General features: G+C 69.6%; 17 protein-coding genes. 6 read left to right on the forward strand and 11 right to left on the reverse strand.

Annotated features, from left to right (window positions below; all coding sequences use genetic code 11):
* Positions 1 to 11: 11 nt before the first annotated feature.
* Complete coding sequence (locus AMK34_RS09885) at positions 12 to 386, reverse strand: hypothetical protein (RefSeq protein WP_073844766.1); 375 nt, start codon at positions 384 to 386, stop codon at positions 12 to 14.
* Positions 387 to 440: 54 nt separating this feature from the next.
* Between AMK34_RS09885 and AMK34_RS09890 the strand changes: the two genes are divergently transcribed.
* Positions 441 to 917, forward strand: coding sequence for a hypothetical protein (locus AMK34_RS09890; RefSeq protein WP_073844768.1), 477 nt, complete (start codon positions 441 to 443; stop codon positions 915 to 917).
* Between the two features lie 5 nt (positions 918 to 922).
* Here the strand turns inward: AMK34_RS09890 and AMK34_RS09895 are convergent, their stop codons facing one another.
* Genes AMK34_RS09895 through AMK34_RS09905 form a run of 3 tightly spaced genes read right to left on the reverse strand, consistent with a single transcriptional unit; the run spans position 923 to position 3,001 of the window.
* Entirely contained in the window at positions 923 to 2,098 is a 1,176-nt protein-coding gene (locus AMK34_RS09895; RefSeq protein WP_073846235.1) for a DUF6357 family protein, read from the reverse strand.
* Between the two features lie 28 nt (positions 2,099 to 2,126).
* Positions 2,127 to 2,594 (reverse strand): DUF6357 family protein, encoded by a 468-nt coding sequence (locus AMK34_RS09900; RefSeq protein ID WP_073844770.1) that lies wholly within the window; start codon positions 2,592 to 2,594, stop codon positions 2,127 to 2,129.
* Complete coding sequence (locus AMK34_RS09905; protein WP_073844772.1) at positions 2,591 to 3,001, reverse strand: hypothetical protein; 411 nt, start codon at positions 2,999 to 3,001, stop codon at positions 2,591 to 2,593. Before AMK34_RS09905 ends, AMK34_RS09900 begins: the two co-directional genes overlap by 4 nt.
* 42 nt (positions 3,002 to 3,043) lie before the next feature.
* Between AMK34_RS09905 and AMK34_RS09910 the strand changes: the two genes are divergently transcribed.
* Positions 3,044 to 3,412 carry a hypothetical protein gene (locus AMK34_RS09910; protein ID WP_073844774.1) on the forward strand — a complete coding sequence of 123 codons (369 nt, stop codon included), beginning with the start codon at positions 3,044 to 3,046 and terminating at the stop codon, positions 3,410 to 3,412.
* A gap of 1 nt (position 3,413) precedes the next feature.
* Here AMK34_RS09910 and AMK34_RS09915 read toward each other — a convergent pair whose 3' ends face one another.
* The 4 genes from AMK34_RS09915 to ychF form a co-directional block, all read right to left on the reverse strand.
* The gene (locus AMK34_RS09915) at positions 3,414 to 3,737 is read right to left on the reverse strand and encodes a hypothetical protein (RefSeq protein ID WP_073844776.1); all 324 of its coding nucleotides are present in this window, start codon (positions 3,735 to 3,737) and stop codon (positions 3,414 to 3,416) included.
* A 96-nt stretch (positions 3,738 to 3,833) separates the two neighbouring features.
* On the reverse strand, positions 3,834 to 4,544 hold the full coding sequence (locus AMK34_RS09920; RefSeq protein ID WP_073844778.1) for a hypothetical protein: 711 nt from the start codon (positions 4,542 to 4,544) through the stop codon (positions 3,834 to 3,836).
* 31 nt (positions 4,545 to 4,575) lie between these two features.
* Entirely contained in the window at positions 4,576 to 5,580 is a 1,005-nt protein-coding gene (locus AMK34_RS42975) for a transcriptional regulator (protein ID WP_158073280.1), read from the reverse strand.
* A gap of 265 nt (positions 5,581 to 5,845) precedes the next feature.
* Positions 5,846 to 6,928 carry a redox-regulated ATPase YchF gene (gene ychF, locus AMK34_RS09930; protein WP_073844780.1) on the reverse strand — a complete coding sequence of 361 codons (1,083 nt, stop codon included), beginning with the start codon at positions 6,926 to 6,928 and terminating at the stop codon, positions 5,846 to 5,848.
* Positions 6,929 to 7,033: 105 nt separating this feature from the next.
* Here ychF and AMK34_RS09935 point away from each other — a divergent pair, with 105 nt between their 5' ends.
* The gene (locus tag AMK34_RS09935; RefSeq protein ID WP_073846237.1) at positions 7,034 to 8,479 is read left to right on the forward strand and encodes a DNA-3-methyladenine glycosylase 2 family protein; all 1,446 of its coding nucleotides are present in this window, start codon (positions 7,034 to 7,036) and stop codon (positions 8,477 to 8,479) included.
* A gap of 10 nt (positions 8,480 to 8,489) precedes the next feature.
* Entirely contained in the window at positions 8,490 to 8,990 is a 501-nt protein-coding gene (locus tag AMK34_RS09940; protein ID WP_073844782.1) for a methylated-DNA--[protein]-cysteine S-methyltransferase, read from the forward strand.
* Positions 8,991 to 9,074: 84 nt separating this feature from the next.
* Here the strand turns inward: AMK34_RS09940 and AMK34_RS09945 are convergent, their stop codons facing one another.
* Together AMK34_RS09945 and AMK34_RS09950 are read right to left on the reverse strand one after the other, a co-directional pair.
* A complete protein-coding gene (locus tag AMK34_RS09945; RefSeq protein ID WP_073844784.1) occupies positions 9,075 to 12,026 on the reverse strand; it encodes an AAA family ATPase in 2,952 nt (983 codons plus the stop codon).
* Positions 12,023 to 13,174, reverse strand: coding sequence for an exonuclease SbcCD subunit D (locus AMK34_RS09950; protein WP_038508460.1), 1,152 nt, complete (start codon positions 13,172 to 13,174; stop codon positions 12,023 to 12,025). Before AMK34_RS09950 ends, AMK34_RS09945 begins: the two co-directional genes overlap by 4 nt.
* A 179-nt stretch (positions 13,175 to 13,353) precedes the next feature.
* On the opposite strand from AMK34_RS09950, the gene rmuC reads away from it, so the two are divergent.
* Entirely contained in the window at positions 13,354 to 14,268 is a 915-nt protein-coding gene (gene rmuC / locus AMK34_RS09955) for a DNA recombination protein RmuC (protein ID WP_016337155.1), read from the forward strand.
* A gap of 325 nt (positions 14,269 to 14,593) precedes the next feature.
* On the forward strand, positions 14,594 to 15,481 hold the full coding sequence (locus tag AMK34_RS09960; RefSeq protein ID WP_016337156.1) for a DUF6542 domain-containing protein: 888 nt from the start codon (positions 14,594 to 14,596) through the stop codon (positions 15,479 to 15,481).
* A 90-nt stretch (positions 15,482 to 15,571) separates the two neighbouring features.
* Here AMK34_RS09960 and AMK34_RS09965 read toward each other — a convergent pair whose 3' ends face one another.
* Positions 15,572 to 16,585 (reverse strand): 4-hydroxy-3-methylbut-2-enyl diphosphate reductase, encoded by a 1,014-nt coding sequence (locus AMK34_RS09965; RefSeq protein ID WP_037340897.1) that lies wholly within the window; start codon positions 16,583 to 16,585, stop codon positions 15,572 to 15,574.
* Positions 16,586 to 16,693: the final 108 nt, after the last annotated feature.

A 16,693-nucleotide genomic window follows, 5' to 3' on the forward strand; every position in this document is an offset into this window, starting at 1 on the left:
GTCTTCGCCTTTCAGCCGAATTTCGGGCGCAGCTGTTCGCGCATCGTCCGGAAGTTCTTCGGCTTCACGGCCCAGCGATCTTCGTCGGTGTCCTCGAACGTCACCTCGTACTTTCCGACCGTCCGGTCGAACTGCACGAGGATCTTCACCGGCAGCTTTTCGCCGGGTTGGTAGTAGCCGCCCAAGTACGCCTCCACCGCGGCTTCGATCCTCGGCCACTCGCAGGCCACGGGCGTGATGACGTCTCCGGGCGAGTACGCGTACCCATACGCACTGCGGAACCCTTCCCCGAATTCCAGGATCATCGCCAGCGATTCCCAGCCGTCGGCCGGTCCCATGGCATCGACCAGCGATCTGATGAGATCGACGGTGGCGTCGTTCGGCACTGTTCTCCTCGGATTCGATTACCGCGCGGCTGCGGAGATCCTACGATCCCGGCCATGAACGGCGTGCTGACCAGCGTGGTCGCGATCTCCGGCACCTTGGCCGGTTCGACCCTCACGTACCTGCTCGGATTGCTGAACACGCGGCGAACGGAGCGGACCGCTCGTGACGAGCGGCTTCGGCAGGAACGGATCGCCGCGTACGTGGCCTTCGCCGAAGCCATGACCGAACTGCGGCAAGGCGTGATCGCGAAATGGTTCCTCAAGCAGCGCTCGGCGCCGGACGAGGAGATGCGGGCCGCGCACACGGAATCCGACAAGCGCGGGGCGACGGCCGATCACGCGCGGCTCAGGATCCAGATGCTCACCGACGATTCCGAGATCCTCCGGCTCGTCGACGCCACCTTCGAACCGATCGAGGCCCTGCACCGAGCTCCGGATCTCGCCGCCGTGAAACAGCACGAAGAACGCAGCCAGGAAACCCTGTCCGTGTTCATCCGAACCGCCGGGCGGCAAGTCCGGGGCCTTCCCTGACGAGGTCACGACCAGCGCTCGAGCTCGGCGTCGATACGGGGGTCGGTGCGGACCCACACTTCACCGGTGGGGGCTCCGGGCGGGGCGTCGACGCGCTCGAGTCCGAGTGTCCGGACCAAGGCCAGGAGCTCGTCCCGCGCCTCACCCGCGTCCTCGACCGTGTAGCCGTCGAAGAAGACGTAGTGCACGTCCCAGCGATCGTTGTACCCGGAGTCGGCCCAGATCTTGCAGAAGCGATCCACCGTCTCCTGGTCGAACGGCGCAGGCTGTTCCCGAGGGGCAGCGGCGAACCCCTTCTCGATGTCCTCGTCGCTCCACCACGCCACTTCCTCCGCGACCGCGGCGGGGGTGAAGTCCTCCAACGAGAGGAGACCTTCGAGCAGCCAGCCGACCCCGGTCTCCCTGACGTCCAGTTGCGCCTCCTGCAGCCGGGACACCAGTCCTTCCGCCATGGCGCACGGTCCCGAGAAGGTGAAGACGCCGCCGGCGACCACCAGGCCGCCGACCTCGAGCGTCGTTTCCGTCTCGGGCGCGTCCTTCACCATGGCGAGGAGGTCCGCCGGCACGCCGTCGTACAGGGCGGCCTGTGCCTGCGGGTCTTCGTAGAAATTGAGTGCGCTGGTGTGATCGAAGGTCGTCACCAGGCCGCGCCCGTCGGCGGTGAACCAGGCGTTGACCGTGTCACCGCCGCCGTTACCGAAGCCGAAGTGCGTGACCCCGTCGACCGTCGTCGGCTCGTGTCCGTCGATGACGGTCAGGATCTCGAGACGACGGCGCAGCTCGCGCGGATGGGTCCGTCGCAGCACGGACCCGTCGAACTCGAAGCGGAGCCTCGCCCGGCTGAGGGTGGCGACGTCCGGCAACCACGGCCCACTGCGGTCGAGCGCGGCCGAACCGCCGTGGACGAAGTTCGCCACCTGGCTCCGGTAGTCGCCGCCATTGGTGACGAGGCGATACTCGACCCGCGAATCCTGCGCGCCCTTGATCCGGCAGATGGTGCCGGCGTCGTACATGAGCAGCAGCGCCTCTTCGTTCTCCTCGTCCTCGATGCAGAACGTGGCGTTGTCGTCGGCACGGTGCCGGTCGACGAACTCCCGGAACGCGTCGGGCGCGGATCGCGCATCGCCCGGCACCCACTTCAGCTCGTTTTCCTTGTCGTCGGTGAAGGTCAGTGGCCTCATCGTCGTCCTTCCGAACACAGCAGGGAACTCACCGGGCGCGCCCACGGTCCGCGTCGTACTCGCGGACGAGCGACCAATCGGCCCGCTCCGTCGCGGAACCCAACGCGGCGAAGAGCCGTCCGCGCCCGAGCAGTTCGACGTCCGCGCCCTGGGCGACGAGCCGTCGTACGTCCCAGCGGATGTCTTGGAAGAACGACTCCACTTCGGCGGGCGCCCCGAGAAGGATCGGGTCCAGCAAGGCGACCGCCGCGCGTTCGTCGAGCGGCCCCCGGATCCCGGCGGCCGCGCAGAGCGGCAGGATCGCGCTCCACAGCAGCAGATGCCGGACCAGATCGCTGCGGATCACCGCGAAGTGGGCTTCCGAGATCGGGAGGGTGAACCTGCGGGGATCATGGTTGGCGTCGGCTCCGGCGCCGAGTTCGAGGACGAGCTCGCCGTTCTCGCGGATCACTCGCGGGATCCAACCGTTCTCACGGGAGAAGAGAACCTCGGTCATGACGCCCAGCCTCGGGCGACCTGGCCGAGAACGTCGACGATCTCGCGCGACACGACCTCCAGCTGACCGCGGCTGCCGATGATCGGCCGAGGGTAGGGCGGGTCCGGTTCCGGCTCGCCCCGGGAGAGGCGGATGGCGCGCGCCATCGAGTGCAGCATCTCGGGCTCCCCTTGCCGCTCGCCGCTAGCGAGCACCGCCAGGCGGCACTCCTGGGAGTTGAGTCCGCGCCCGAGCTGGACCGTCTGGCTAAACACGACACCGCTGGCGGTCAACAGGGAGTCTTCGTCGTAGACACCCGTCGCCTCGGCCGCCCAGTCACGCCGGGCGTCGCACCAGCGGTACCAGTTCTCCGCGAAGTCCGTGCGCGCCAGAGCGCGGGCAAGCGGGGAGAGGGCGGGGCTCGTCATGCGGTTCATCCTCGGTCCGTGGCGGCGTGCTCGAATGGCCGCATGAAAAAGACGAAACGGCGGCCGTTGCGGTTCCTCGTGATCGCGCGCACGGCGCCCGGCCACCACCCGCACCCCATGGAAATGGCCGTGCACCCGGCGGGCGCCGCTTCCCGCTTCTCGATCTCAGTGGGCCCGCATCCGGTGAACGCGGGCGGGCAGGTCCCGCTCTCCGCTGTGCTCGACGAGTCGCGGACCGGGCTCAACCCGCTGTGGGAGAAGGATTTCGACGCCGCCGAGCTGCACTGGGCGGTTCCATACCTCGTCCGGCTTCAGGCCGGTGAGGATGTGGCGGACGAGATCGTGGCGGCCTACACGGCGCGGCACGGGGAGGCACCCGCGAAGATGTTCCAGGACCGCTACGGCGTGTGATTCACCCGTCGGACTTCCAGGAGCGTGCGCGAACAGCCTCGAAGTCGCCGTCGATGAACTCCTTGGCGATCGCGAGCGCCTCGTCGCGGTCGGCGTAGTCGAGGGTGCCGACGACTTCCCCGCCGCGTTCCGCCTGCTGGAAACAGACGGAGCGGCGGGTGAACTCGACGAACCAGTCGTCGCTGTCGTTGATGTCGACGACGACGTGCTCGGCATCGTCGTCATTGAGCGCGTCGAGCAGGGCGCCGAAGGCCTCGACGGAGATGTCGTCTTCGATCTGGACGCCCCAGCGATCGATGAACGAGACGTCGCGATCGGCACTCATGCCCTTGACTCCTTGGAGAATCAGACGTTGAAGCGGAGCTCCACCAGATTAACCACTGGAATAACGTCGACCGGCTAAGCACTGACCAAAGCGGGCTCATCGACGGTCGAGCGCCCCGGCGAGTAGGTCACCGACCAATCTCAAGTCGTCGATCTCCACATCTCGCCCCTCAGGCAGGGCTCGGATCTTTCGCAACGATTGAGCTTCAAAACGATCGAACCATTGTCGAGCATGAAGGAGTGCGTCGGCGCGTAACTGCGCTTCAGCAGACTCAAGCTGATCTCGCGACACTGGACCGCAAGTACGATCAAGCGTGATGCGTACGACGTCCAGGAGATCCGTTCCTTCTTTGGCGGCGCCGCGGTTCATTATCGACTGCAGCTTCATCGCGATAATGGGACCCGGCTCGGCAACTCGCACTGTGAGAGGCGGGATCCCCTCCGCGCTGAGCAAGAGCGCAGATGCAGTGGACGCCGCCCACGCATGAGATTGGACGTGAAGGCGATCGGTCGGGTCGTCCGGAAGATCATCGATGTCCGCATCGGTGACCTCAAGGACGTCGACCTGTACCTCGCCCCACGGGGTACGGACCAAGGCACCGGCCGGCCCGCTCGGCGTCGCGCCGGCCGCCACGAGGAGTTGCAGCTGAGAGTCCTCGTCCACGGCCCGGCGATCAACCGTGTCGAGGTCGGTTGTCACCCGGTACGGCGTCGTCAGGCGGCACATGACGGCAAGACCGCCCACAAGCACTACCGCACGTCCCGTCTGCTCGGCGACAACCGGTATCGCACTGACGATCTGGGTCATCGACCTTCCCGCGAGAACCACGGCCGCCGGGTCACCAGACACGGGTCCCGACCCTCCTGGGGGTCCAGCCGTCGAGGATTTCCTTGCCCCGCCCAGGATCCTGCGCCAGGTCCAGCGCGACGAACAGAGGATTCGCCAGTGGCCGCTCTTCCGCCGCCCACCCTGTGGCGTCTATGCGGCGAGCGCACACCAACGACACCGGGGCGACACGGACACGGCCTGCGCGCGTGACGGCCGTCGCCGCCGCCCCCAGCAGTTGTACAGATCGGCGCAGCGTGGCCTGATCGGGGACGTAGAAGTCGGGCGGATGATCGGCACGGATCGACACAGGTGCGCCGTAGACCGCGGCCGCGACCGTGTCGGCCAGGGCCCAGCCAACGGTCGATTCGATGTCGTCCATGCCCAGCCGGAGCGCAGCGTTGTCCCGTCCCCCCGGCATCGGGATGCTCGCCACGTCGCGGCCGACCGGCTTCCAGTGTTCAGCGAGCTCCCAGAAAAGAGCGGGTACGGCCGGCTTGTTGCCGCCATCCACGAGTCCCGCGCCGCGCAATGCTGCGAAAGCTTCTGAAATCGAGCTCGGCGCGCGAGACAACTCGGCAGCGGCCGCACGGACCCCGATCCGCCGAGCGGGGTCGAGGAGCAGCAGTACGGCGAGCTCGATGCCGACCCGGCCGATGATCCCGTGCCGGTCCCCGTCCGGCTTTTCCAGAGTGGGAACGTCCGAGTCCACGAACAGCCCGGGACCGGTCAGCCTCAGGTGGCCACGCAAGTCCAACCAGCCCCAGCCGGCCTGGTTGAGGATGGTTCGCGCGTCCGCCGTGATCCTGTCCGCCACGACGACCTTGCTCCCCTCCGCCTCTTTCATCGACCAACCGCGGAGCAGACCGGGCAAGCTATCGGCCGTGATCAAGGCGACCGTCTTGACCCGAAGTCCGACTTCCCGACCGTCAGGAAGTACGACGACGAGATCCCGTCCGTGCACGTCGACATCTTCCAAGCGCACGGTGAGGCCTAGCGAGCCGATCGCATCGGTCAAGGCGTCCAGAGCATTCCGCGCTCGCTGAAGGGGGTCCACGAGCACATGCTCCACTCGGTTCGGCGTTCGGTCAATACCGAACACCGAACAGTCACTCTATGCAGCGACCTCACGCCACATGTTGCGATGGAGGACAGGCCAGACATTGAAGCGGAATCACATGCTCGGCGGCAGCCGGTCTGTCGTCGATCTCGACCTACCGCGAGAGCACCTCAGCACTCGACTCGAAGAGGTAATCCGATCGCTTGAGAACTGACGTGCCGCCTCAGACGTTGAAGCGGAACTCCACCACGTCGCCGTCCGCCATGACGTAGTCCTTGCCCTCCATGCGCACCTTGCCGGCGGACCGGGCGGCGGCCATCGAGCCGTTCTCGATCAGGTCGTCGAACGAGACGACCTCGGCCTTGATGAAGCCGCGCTCGAAGTCGGTGTGGATGACGCCCGCGGCCTGCGGGGCGGTCGCGCCCTGCGGGATCGTCCAGGCGCGCGACTCCTTGGGGCCGGCGGTCAGGTACGTCTGCAGGCCCAGGGTGTGGAAGCCGGCACGCGCGAGCGAGTAGAGACCCGGCTCCTGCTGACCGACGGACTCCAGCAGCTCGCGCACGGACTCCTCGTCGTCCAGTTCGAGCAGCTCGAATTCGACCTTCGCGTCGAGGAAGACCGCGTCCGCGGGGGCGACCATCTTGGCCAGCTCTTCGCGACGGGACTCGTCGGTGAGGATGCCTTCGTCGGCGTTGAAGACGTAGAGGAACGGCTTCGTGGTGAGCAGGCTCAGCTCGCGCAGCGCCTCGAAGTCGACCTCTTTCTGCGCCTGGAACAGGGTCCGGCCGCCGTCGAGGATCTCCTTGGCCTTGACCGCGTTGTCGAGGGCGGGCTTGGCTTCCTTCTTGGTCCGCGCCTCCTTCTCGAGCCGGTGCAGCGCCTTGTCGAGCGTCTGCAGGTCGGCGAGGATCAGCTCGGTGTTGATCGTCTCGATGTCGCTCGCCGGGTCGATCCGGTCGTCGACGTGGATCACGTCCGGATCGTCGAAAACGCGGACGACCTGGCAGATCGCGTTGGCCTCGCGGATGTTCGCGAGGAACTTGTTGCCGAGGCCCGCCCCCTCGGAGGCACCCTTCACGATGCCCGCGATGTCCACAAAGGACACGACGGCGGGCACGGTCCGCTCGGAGCCGAAGACCTCGGCGAGCTGGTCCAGCCGCGGGTCCGGCAGCGGGACGACGCCGACGTTGGGCTCGATCGTCGCGAACGGGTAGTTCGCCGCGAGCACGTCGTTGCGGGTCAGCGCGTTGAACAGGGTGGACTTGCCGACGTTGGGCAGGCCGACGATGCCGAGGGTGAGACTCACGGGCCAGAAGTCTACGTGCCGCCCGCCGCCCCATCCGCCGAGGCCTTGATCGCCGTGTCGGATTTCCGCCAGCCGCGCCTCCGACCTGGTGGCACGATCGAGGTCATGACCGAGCAGACCCTGGCCGAACGGGCCGTGTGGCGCGACACCGAACGGTGTTACCGCGCCGTCGCCGCCCGTGATTCCCGGTTCGACGGCCAGTTCATCATGGCCGTCGCCACCACCGGGATCTACTGCCGTCCGTCCTGCCCCGCGTCGACGCCGAAGCAGCAGAACGTCCGCTTCTACCCGACGTCGGCGGCCGCGCAGTCGCACGGCTTCCGCGCCTGCCGCCGCTGCCTGCCCGACGCGGTCCCCGGCTCGCCCGACTGGGACATCCGGGCCGACCTCGCCGCACGGGCGATGCGGCTCATCTCGGACGGCACCGTCGAACGCGACGGCGTCCCGGGGCTCGCGCGGCGGCTCGGCTATTCGGAACGCCAGCTCGGACGCGTCCTCACCGCGGAACTCGGCGCCGGTCCGCTGGCGCTGGCCAGGGCGCACCGGGCGCATTCGGCGCGGCTGCTGATCGAGATGTCCGGGCTCCCGCTGACCGACGTCGCGTTCGCGGCCGGGTTCTCCAGCGTCCGCCAGTTCAACGAGACGATCCGCGAGGTATTCGCGACGACGCCTTCGCAGCTTCGGGCGGCGAGCCTGCGCCGTCGTAAAGCCGAGGAGCTGCCGACCGGGACCCGGCTGAGCCTGCGGCTGCCGTTCCGGAAGCCGTTCGACGCGGCCGGGGTGCTGGACTTCCTGGCAGGCCGGGCCGTCCCCGGCGTCGAGCACGTGACGCGCGACGATTCCGGGGTGACCGGCTACGGCCGCACGCTGCGGCTCGCGCACGGCACGGGCGTGGTGTGGCTGACGGCGAAGGACGACCACGTCCGCTGCGACCTGCGGCTCACCGACCTGCGTGACCTGAGCAGCGCGGTGGCCAGGGTGCGGCGGCTGCTCGACCTCGACGCCGATCCCGAGGCGGTCGCGCGGGTGCTCGGCGCCGACCCGGCTCTCGCGCCCCTGGTCGAGGCGATCCCCGGCATCCGGGTGCCCGGCGCGGTCGACGGCGACGAGCTCGTGCTGCGCGCGATGCTCTCCCCCGCCGAGACGGCCGCGCTCGCCGAGAGCCTCGGCGAACGCGTGCCCAGCTGCGACGAGTCACTCGAAGGGCTGACCACGGTGTTCCCGACGGCGGCCCAGGTCGCCGAACACGGCCCGGAACGGGTGGCCGCGGTTGCCCGAGCGCTGGCCGACGAGGTGTCGGTCCACGTCGGCCGCGATCCGGCCGAGTTGCGGGCGGAGCTGCTGGTTCTCCCGGGAATCGGCCCGGAGATCGCGGACTACGTCCTGATGCGCGTGCTCGGCGCGCCGGACGTCCTGCTGACCGGGGATCCGGCGCTGCGCCGTGGAGCGGCGGCGCTGGGCATCTCCGACGACGAAAAGACGCTGGCCGAACGCGGGCGGGCCTGGCAGCCCTGGTCCTCGTACGCCGGCATGTACCTACTTCGCGCTTGAAAGGAAACCCATGAGCATCGCGTATTGGTCCACAATGGACACGAAGATCGGCCCGTTCACCGCCGTCGTGGCGGGTGACGGGGCCGTGCTCGCCTCGGGCTGGACCGGCGACGTCGCCGAACTGACACCGCTGATCTCGCCGTCGCTCGCCCCCGGCGAGGTGAAACAGCGACGGGATCTGGGGCCGGTGAGCACCGCGATCCGCCGGTACCACGACGGTGACCTGGACGCCGTCGCCGATATCGAGGTGCGGCAACGGTCCGGCGCTTTCCGGGAGCACGCTTGGGAAATCCTGCGGAAAGTGCCCGCCGGAGAGCCGGTGAGCTACGCGGAATACGCGGCGCTGGCGGGGAATCCGGCGGCGGTGCGGGCGGCCGCGTCGGCGTGCGCGAAGAACGCGGCGGCATTGTTCGTGCCGTGCCACCGGGTGGTGCGGACCGGCGGCGGCGTGGGGAACTTCCGGTGGGGTGTTCCGGCGAAGCAGTGGCTGCTGACCCACGAAGCCGCCTGAGCTCGCTTCCCGATGCCATGAAAGGTCCTTTCCTTGCAAATTTTGCAAGGAAAGAGCCTTTCCTAGCGCGCGGGAGGGCGGGGGTCAGGCGGCGTGGATCTCCACCGAAGAGCCCGTACGCGCCTTCCGGACGCGTAGCCGCGTCGGGATCCGCTGCCGCAACTCCTCCACGTGCGACACCAACCCGACCACTCGCCCGCCGGCGCGAAGCTCGTCGAGGATGTTCATGACGATGTCGAGCGTCTCGGCGTCCAGCGTGCCGAAGCCCTCGTCGATGAACAGCGTGTCCAGCAGCGCTCCGCCGGTTTCGGCGGCGACGACGTCGGCGAGCCCCAGGGCCAGCGAGAGCGACGCGAGGAAGGACTCGCCGCCTGACAGCGTCTTCGCGGGCCGGATGGTGCCGGAGTAGTCGTCGAGCACGTCGAGCCCGAGGCCGCCGCGGGTGCCCCGTGCCCCGGCCGCGTCGGAGTGCACGAAGGAGTAGCGGCCCTGGCTCATCGTCCGCAGACGCGCGGTCGCCGCGACCGCGACCTCCTCCAGCCGCGCGGCCAGTACATACGAGCGCAACGACATCTTCCGCGCGTTCTGGCCGCGCCCGTTGACCACCTCGGCCAGTGCCTTCAGTTCCAGGTACCGCTCTTCGACCGGCGCCAGATCCGCCATCAAGGACGTCATCCGCTCGGCCAGTTTCGTCAGGTCGGCGTGCCGCGAGGTGGCCGCGCGCAGTGCCACGAGCGCCTGTTCGGCCTCGCCTCGTGTGTCCTGCGCCGCGTCCACCGAAGCACCGACGTCGATCTCGTCCTCCGGCGAGATGCCGAACAGGTCGGGTTGCGCGAGTTCCTCGCGGGCGGCCCGCTCCATCACCTTCGCGTCGGCGAGGCTGGCCTCCAGTTTCGTGATCTGCTCGTCCGGCCGCGCGGCGGCACGCATCTCGTCGAGATCGGCGAATCCCTTGGCCCGCAACGCTTCCTTGACCAGTTTCGCTTGCTCGTCACGCCGCTCACAGGCACCCGCGACACTTAGCCGCGCTTCGGCGAGCGCGTCGAGGCGGGTCGCGAAGCCGAGCAGATGCCGTCGCCGGGCTGCGACGTCGGCGAACTCGCCGCGGGCGCTCTCCAACCGCCGCTCACGTTCGGTCAGCCGTTCCGTCAGACCGCGTACCTCGGTCGCGATCTCGACCGCACGCCGCTCGGCCGCGCCGCGCTGTTCGGTCAGCTGCTCGATCTTCCGTTCCAGGGCAGCGACCTGTGTCTCGAGCGCAGGCCGTTGGCGAGCGGCTTCCGACAGCGTGGCGACCAGAGCGCGCGCCTCGCCGAGCTCGGCCCGCAAGGTCTCCGCGGTGTGCGCACCCAACCGCCCGATCAGGACGGTCAGGCGGTTTTCAGCCTCCTGCAACGCGGCTTTCGCCTTCTCGCGCCGCATATGCGCCTGCTGTTCCGCGGTTTCGGCGTGCCGTTCGTCCTCGGGATCGACCAGGCCACCGGTATGCGTCGCGGGCGACGGGTGGTCCGTCGCCCCGCAGACCGGGCAGTCCTCTCCGGCGTGGAGACCGGCGGCGAGTTCGGCCGCCATCCCTTCGAGACGCCGCTCCCGCAGGTCCAGCCGGTGCTGCCGGGCCTGCTGATGGCCGTCCACGGCCTCGCTGACCACCACCCGCGCCCGCTCGACGACCTGCCGCGTCTTCGGCACCTCGTCGGCGTCGCGGGCCAGCGCGGTCAGCTCGTCGACACGAGCGCGAGCGCCGTCGAGCTTCGCTTCGGCTTCGGCGGCAGCGGCCAGTTCGGCACGCAAAGCCGTGACCTTCTCCGGCGCGGCACCCAATTCGGCGGCGAACTCCTCGGCCTGCTTCTCCGCCTTGCCCGCGACGGCGGTCAGCTGCTCGCGCCGAGCCAGATCCCGTTGCTGCTGCTCGCTTTCCGCCACGAGTTCGGCGAGCGCGCCCGCCTCTTCCCGTAAACCGCCCGCCCGAGCGCGCAACTCCGCGGCGGAACTGTCCGCCGCGTCAGGAACCTCCTGGGCTCGGAGAGCCTCGGCGGCTTCGGCCTCCGCGAGCTGGTCGAGCCTGCGTTCGAGAAGATCCGCCTCGGCGACCACCCCGGCCGCGCGATGGGCCGCCTCGACCTCTTCCGCCCACTCCGCACGCTGGTCCGCCTGCTCGGCGATCACCGACAACCGCGTGTACGCGGTGCGCACGCGGCGGATCCGTTCGGCGGTCGACCGGTTCTCCTGCCAAACGGCCTCGGCCTTCTTGGCCGCCGCACGGGCCTTCGTGTCGCGTTCCTGGGCCTCGCCGACGCGGCGCGCCGATTCGGCCAGCACTTCGCCGACCCACTCGGCCTGCCCCTCTTCGGGCGCTTCCTGCCCCGCGACCTGCGCGAACCGGGCGACCCATTCCCGCAGCGACTGCTGCCGGGCCTGCAACTCGCGGCCACGTTCGGCACGCAGGTTCGCGAACCAGTCCTCGACGTCGGAGAAGCGCTCGGTGCCGAACAGGCGCTCCAGCAGCTCCTCGCGCTCGGCGGTGTTCGCGCGCAGGAACCGCGCGAATTCGCCCTGCGGCAGCAGGACCACCTGGAAGAACTGCTCGTGCGTCATGCCGATGAGCCGTTCGACCGTGCGCGCGACCTCGTCGATCCGCGTGATGCCCTCGGCGACGTGGCCGGCTGGCACCGTGCCGACCCAGCTGAGCACCGCCTTCGCCTGCTGGACGGTCATCCCCTCGCCTCGGCGCTTGGGCCGCTGGTACTCGGGGTTGCGCGCGATCCGCATCCGCTGGCCCTGCACGGTCAGTTCGAGGACGACCTCGGTGACCTGATCCGGTTCGGCGAGGTCGCAGCGCAGCCGTTTGACCTCGCCGCGAGCGCCGGGAACGGTGCCGAACAAGGCGAACGCGATCGCGTCGAGCAGCGTCGTCTTCCCCGCGCCGGTGTCACCGTGCAGCAGGAACAGCCCGTCCGCGCCGAGCGCGTCGAAGTCCACCACCTCACGGCCCGCGTACGGACCGAAAGCGGCGACCTCCAACCGGTGCAGTCTCATACTTCGCGCTCCCTGCCCGCCGCGCCCAGCGCCGCCAGCACCAGCCGCTCCTCGCTCTCCGACGGCGCGGAGCCACGGCAGTCCTCCAGGAAACTGCGTGTGATCTCGACGTCGGACCGCCCGCGGACGGCTTCGGCGTACTTCAGCGCGGCCCCGTCGTGCCCGCCCTCCGGCTGCCAGTCCATGTGCACCGCGTACGGGAACCGCTCACGCAGTTTGCGCATCGCGTCGATCGGGCGGACTCGATCGGTGACCGTGAAAGAGAGGAAATGTTCGGTGAGGCCGTCGTGCTCCGGGTCCGAAAGCAGCTCCGCCAGCTCGCCGCGCAGCATCGCGAGATGCCTCGGCACCGGCAGTTCGTGGCGCCGGACCTCGGCCAGCCCGTCGGCGCCGAGTTCCACCAGCCAGACCGATTTCCGTTGGCGTGTCTCGGAAAACGAGTACGCCAGCGGGCTGCCGGAATAGCGCAGGTGCTCGGCGAGGGTCTGCGGGCCGTGCAGGTGGCCGAGCGCGACGTAATCGACGCCGTCGAACACCGAACCCGGTACCTGCTCGACGCCGCCGACCGCGATGGTCCGCTCGGATTCGGTCGGCTCGCCGCCGGTGACGAAGGCGTGCGCGAGCACCACCGACCGCGTCCCGGACGGCCGCCCGGCGAGGTCCTCCCGGATCCGCCGCATCGCTTCGGTGAGAACGCCGGTGTGGCCGCGGGCCTCGGGGACACCGAGGGCGTGCCGCGCGGGCTCCGGTTCCAGATACGGGATGCCGTAGAGGGCGACCTCGCCGTGTTCGTCGGGCAGCAGCACCGGCTCGGCGAGCCCGTCGATCGTGGCGCGCAGATGCAGCCCGCCCGCCGCGGCGAATTCGGCGAACGCGCCCAGCCTCGGCGCGGAGTCGTGATTGCCCGGGGTCATCACCAGTTTCGCCCCGGCCTGCCGGATCCGCCCCAGCGCCGTGGTGGCCACGCGGACGGCCTCCGCCGAGGGCACCGCACGGTCGTAGATGTCCCCGGACACGAGCACGACGTCGACCGACTCGGCGACCACGAGATCGGCGAGATGACCCAGCACGGCTTCCTGTTCGGCGAGCAGATCGGCGCCGTGGAAGGTGCGGCCGATATGCCAGTCGGAGGTGTGCAGGAGCTTCACGCAGCCCAAGGTAGGGCCGCGCACCGGCCGAGCAGCGGAGGCGCGCCCTTGGCGGCACCGCGCTTTCCGACACGCCGGGGACGACGCAGGTCAGATACGGAGCGCGACCGCGCCGCTCCGGTTTTGTCGGTGGGTTCCGCCATGATGTCCTCCGACTCGGATCCGGAGGGGAGGTACCGGTGGCGACGGTGATCACCACCGCGGCCGTCGTGCTCGCGTTGCTGCTGCTCGCGGCCGTCGCGCTGCTGTGGCGGCTGTACAACGACGGCATGCGGCGGGCGGACGCGGCGGCGAAACAGGTCGCGGCCGAGCGGGCGAAGGCGGATCAGCAGCAGCTCGCGCTGCGCCGGTACGAGGTCGCGTTCGCCTCGATCAGCGGCCGGGGCGAGTTGGGCGAGCAAGTGCTCCTGGAGACCGCACGCGCGCTCGGGCTCCGCGAGGAGCTGCACTTCACCTTGCAGACGGATCTGGCGGGCGGCGGCGCCGCGAAACCGGACATGGTGCTGCGGGTCGGCGGCGGCCGGACGGTCCCCGTCGACGCGAAGGCGAGCATGGCCTGCTGGGCCGAGGCCGTCGAGACCGACGACCCCGAAGAACGGCTGGACGCGCTGCGCGTCCACGTCCGGCAGCTGCGGTCACGGGCGGCCGAGCTCGCGGGCAAGGGCTACCAGCGCTGGGCCGACGCGATCTACGGGACGATCATGTTCGTCCCGTCCGACGCGGCCGTCGTGGCCGCGCTGGACACCGACCCGGAACTGCTGCGCTGGATGCTGGACCGGCGGGTCTTCCTGTGCGGGCCGACGGGATTCGCCGTGCTGGCCTCCGCCGCGCTGTTCGCCGCCACCGAACGGGCACTGGTCGAGGACGTCGAGCAGGTACGAGCGGGCGCCGCGGCCGCGCACCGGGCAGCCGGCAACGCGGTCGACGCGCTGAACCTGTCGAGCACCCACCTGCAGCGGTTCATCTCGGCGCGGCGTCGGGAGCTGGAGGCGCTCGAGAGCTTCCGGAGCACGGTCTCGCCGCTGACGGACGCCGCGGGCAGCCCGGCGCCGGTGCCGCTGATCAGAAAAGCGGACGAACTCCCCGCCTCGTGAGTGGCGGAGTGGAGGTCGGTCCAGGTCCGGTCCGTGAAGGGCCCCTTCCCAAGTACATGAAGGCCCCCTTCCTTGCGCCTAGGTACAGGAAGGGGGCCTTCATGTACCGCAGCGCTCGGCGCACCCACCGCACCCGCCCCACCAGCGGTTTCCGGAATCGCAAGCTCCGTTTCGACCCGGCCGACAACCTTGCCGCCCGCTTACTCGTAGCACTTCCGGTAAGTGCCCGGACGGTCCGTCCGGGTGGTCCGGAATGACCACTACCAGGCGATAGACACACCGCCTGTTGGCGGTATGCCCGCAGCTTGGATATACGGTGGAGCCTGTGACCGCGATTCGCGATCGCCAGAGCGATCCTGATGCCGACGACGTCCCCGTTGCCTGGGACGAGCGTCCGCTCGTCGGCGCCAGGCGCGGGCTGCCCTGGTGGGCGGCCGTCCTGGTGGGCTTCGGGCTCGCCATCCTTGGCGCCTTCGTCGACATGATGATGCAGAAGGACCTGGGGCTGCTGTTCAAGGCCTGCTACGCGCTCGGCGCGGTGGCCGCGGTGGTGGCCGTCCAGCGCCGCGGGCTGTTCGGCCCGATGGTGCAGCCGCCCCTGGTCCTCGCCGTGACCGTCCCGGGAGTCATCCTCCTGACCTCGGACGGCAGCAAGGGCACAGACCTTCTTTCGAGAGCCTTCGACGTCGGCACGCCGCTGATCAACGGCTTCCCGACGATGGCCATCACCACCGGCGTCACCTTGGCGATCGGCATCTTCCGGATCTACCGCGAACGCGATCCCGAGGCCCCGGTGAAGGTCAAGCCGGGCACCAAACCGGAACGTCGCGACGAGGCCAAGCCCGCCGCCCGTCCCGCCGCGGCCGCCGCGCCGGGCCGTGGCCGTCCGGCGTCCCGGACCGGTCAGACCCCGCCCCCGCCTTCCCGCCGCGGTGCTCCCCGGGACGCCGCGCCGCGAGACGGTGCCCCGCCCCGTCGCCGTCCGGTCGACGACGAGCGCCGGCCGCGCCGCGACGCCGAACCCGGCGCCCGCAAACCGCCGCCGCCGGGACGGCAGCCCCGGCGGCCGCGCCCGGAAGACGGCGAACCTCGTCGCCGCGATCCCCGTGGTGAAAGCGCCCCCGGTGCCCCGCGCCGACGCCCGCCGCGTGCGGACGACCCGCGCCGTGGAGGGCAGCCGCCCCGCCGCCGGCCGTGGGACGACGAGCGGTGAAGCAAGGGACCTTTGCTACCACTTGAGCCGCTGACCAGCAGAAAGGGCCGCCCGAGGACTTCCTCGGACGGCCCTTTCTCGTAGGGAACGTCAGGCCTTCGCGGCCTTGCGCAGCTCGTGCGGAAGCGCGAACGCGATCTTCTCGTTCGCGGTGGTGACCTCGTCGACGCTGTCCCAGCCACGCTCGGCCAGCCACGCCAGCAGGTCCATCACCAGCACGTCCGGCACGGAAGCGCCGCTGGTGACACCGACGGTCTCGACGCCTTCGAGCCAGGCTTCATCGACCTCGTGCGCGAAGTCGACCAGGTGCGACGCGCGCGCCCCCGCCTTCAGCGCGACCTCGACCAGCCGCTTCGAGTTGGACGAGTTCGTCGAGCCGACCACCAGCACCAGGTCGCACTCGGCGGCCATGGCCTTGACCGCGACCTGGCGGTTCGTGGTGGCGTAGCAGATGTCGTCGCTGGGCGGGTCGGCCAAGCCGGGGAACTTGTCCCGCAGCTGATCCACGCGCTCCATGGTCTCGTCCACCGAAAGGGTGGTCTGCGACAGCCAGATGACCTTCGACGGGTCGCGGACCTGGACCTTGTCGACGTCCTCGGCGGTGTCGACGAGCTGCACCTTGTCGGGAGCCTCGCCGGCGGTGCCTTCGACCTCTTCGTGGCCTTCGTGGCCGATCAGCAGGATGTCGTAGTCGTCCTTCGCGAACCGGTTGACTTCCTTGTGCACCTTGGTCACGAGCGGGCAGGTCGCGTCGATGGTCCGCAGGTTGCGCTCGGCCGCCTCGGCGTGCACCGCGGGCGAGACGCCGTGCGCGGAGAACACCACCAGTTCGCCCTCGGGCACCTCGGAGGTCTCGTCGACGAAGATCACCCCGCGTTCGCGCAGGGTCTCCACGACGTGCCGGTTGTGCACGATCTCCTTGCGCACGTACACGGGTGCGCCGTAGAGCTCGAGTGCCTTTTCGACGGCGATGACCGCGCGGTCGACACCCGCGCAGTAGCCGCGAGGCTTGGCGAGCAGGACACGTTTGCCACCTGCCGGCACACCGGACTCGGTGATCGTCGGACTGCCGGCGGGCGTGATTCCGGGACTCGCAGAACTCATGCCCCCAGGGTACGGGCTGCCCCGGGGGCTCCTCGCACTCACGTTCAGGTGACCAGCGAACCCCTCCAAAGTATGTGCGGGGAGTCACGTCCTGTGAGCCGGCACACC

The organism is Amycolatopsis sp. CB00013 (assembly GCF_001905755.1).
Classification (GTDB): Bacteria; Actinomycetota; Actinomycetes; order Mycobacteriales; family Pseudonocardiaceae; genus Amycolatopsis; species Amycolatopsis japonica.

Coding starts and splice junctions, on each gene's coding strand:
- AMK34_RS09890 (WP_073844768.1), top strand. CDS start 441: ATGAACGGCGTGCTGACCAGCGTGGTCGCGATCTCCGGCACCTTGGCC.
- AMK34_RS09915 (WP_073844776.1), bottom strand. CDS start 3,737: ATGAGTGCCGATCGCGACGTCTCGTTCATCGATCGCTGGGGCGTCCAG.
- AMK34_RS09895 (WP_073846235.1), bottom strand. CDS start 2,098: ATGAGGCCACTGACCTTCACCGACGACAAGGAAAACGAGCTGAAGTGG.
- AMK34_RS09905 (WP_073844772.1), bottom strand. CDS start 3,001: ATGACGAGCCCCGCCCTCTCCCCGCTTGCCCGCGCTCTGGCGCGCACG.
- AMK34_RS09945 (WP_073844784.1), bottom strand. CDS start 12,026: ATGAGACTGCACCGGTTGGAGGTCGCCGCTTTCGGTCCGTACGCGGGC.
- AMK34_RS09940 (WP_073844782.1), top strand. CDS start 8,490: ATGAGCATCGCGTATTGGTCCACAATGGACACGAAGATCGGCCCGTTC.
- AMK34_RS09920 (WP_073844778.1), bottom strand. CDS start 4,544: ATGACCCAGATCGTCAGTGCGATACCGGTTGTCGCCGAGCAGACGGGA.
- AMK34_RS09900 (WP_073844770.1), bottom strand. CDS start 2,594: ATGACCGAGGTTCTCTTCTCCCGTGAGAACGGTTGGATCCCGCGAGTG.
- AMK34_RS09935 (WP_073846237.1), top strand. CDS start 7,034: ATGACCGAGCAGACCCTGGCCGAACGGGCCGTGTGGCGCGACACCGAA.
- AMK34_RS09910 (WP_073844774.1), top strand. CDS start 3,044: ATGAAAAAGACGAAACGGCGGCCGTTGCGGTTCCTCGTGATCGCGCGC.
- AMK34_RS09965 (WP_037340897.1), bottom strand. CDS start 16,585: ATGAGTTCTGCGAGTCCCGGAATCACGCCCGCCGGCAGTCCGACGATC.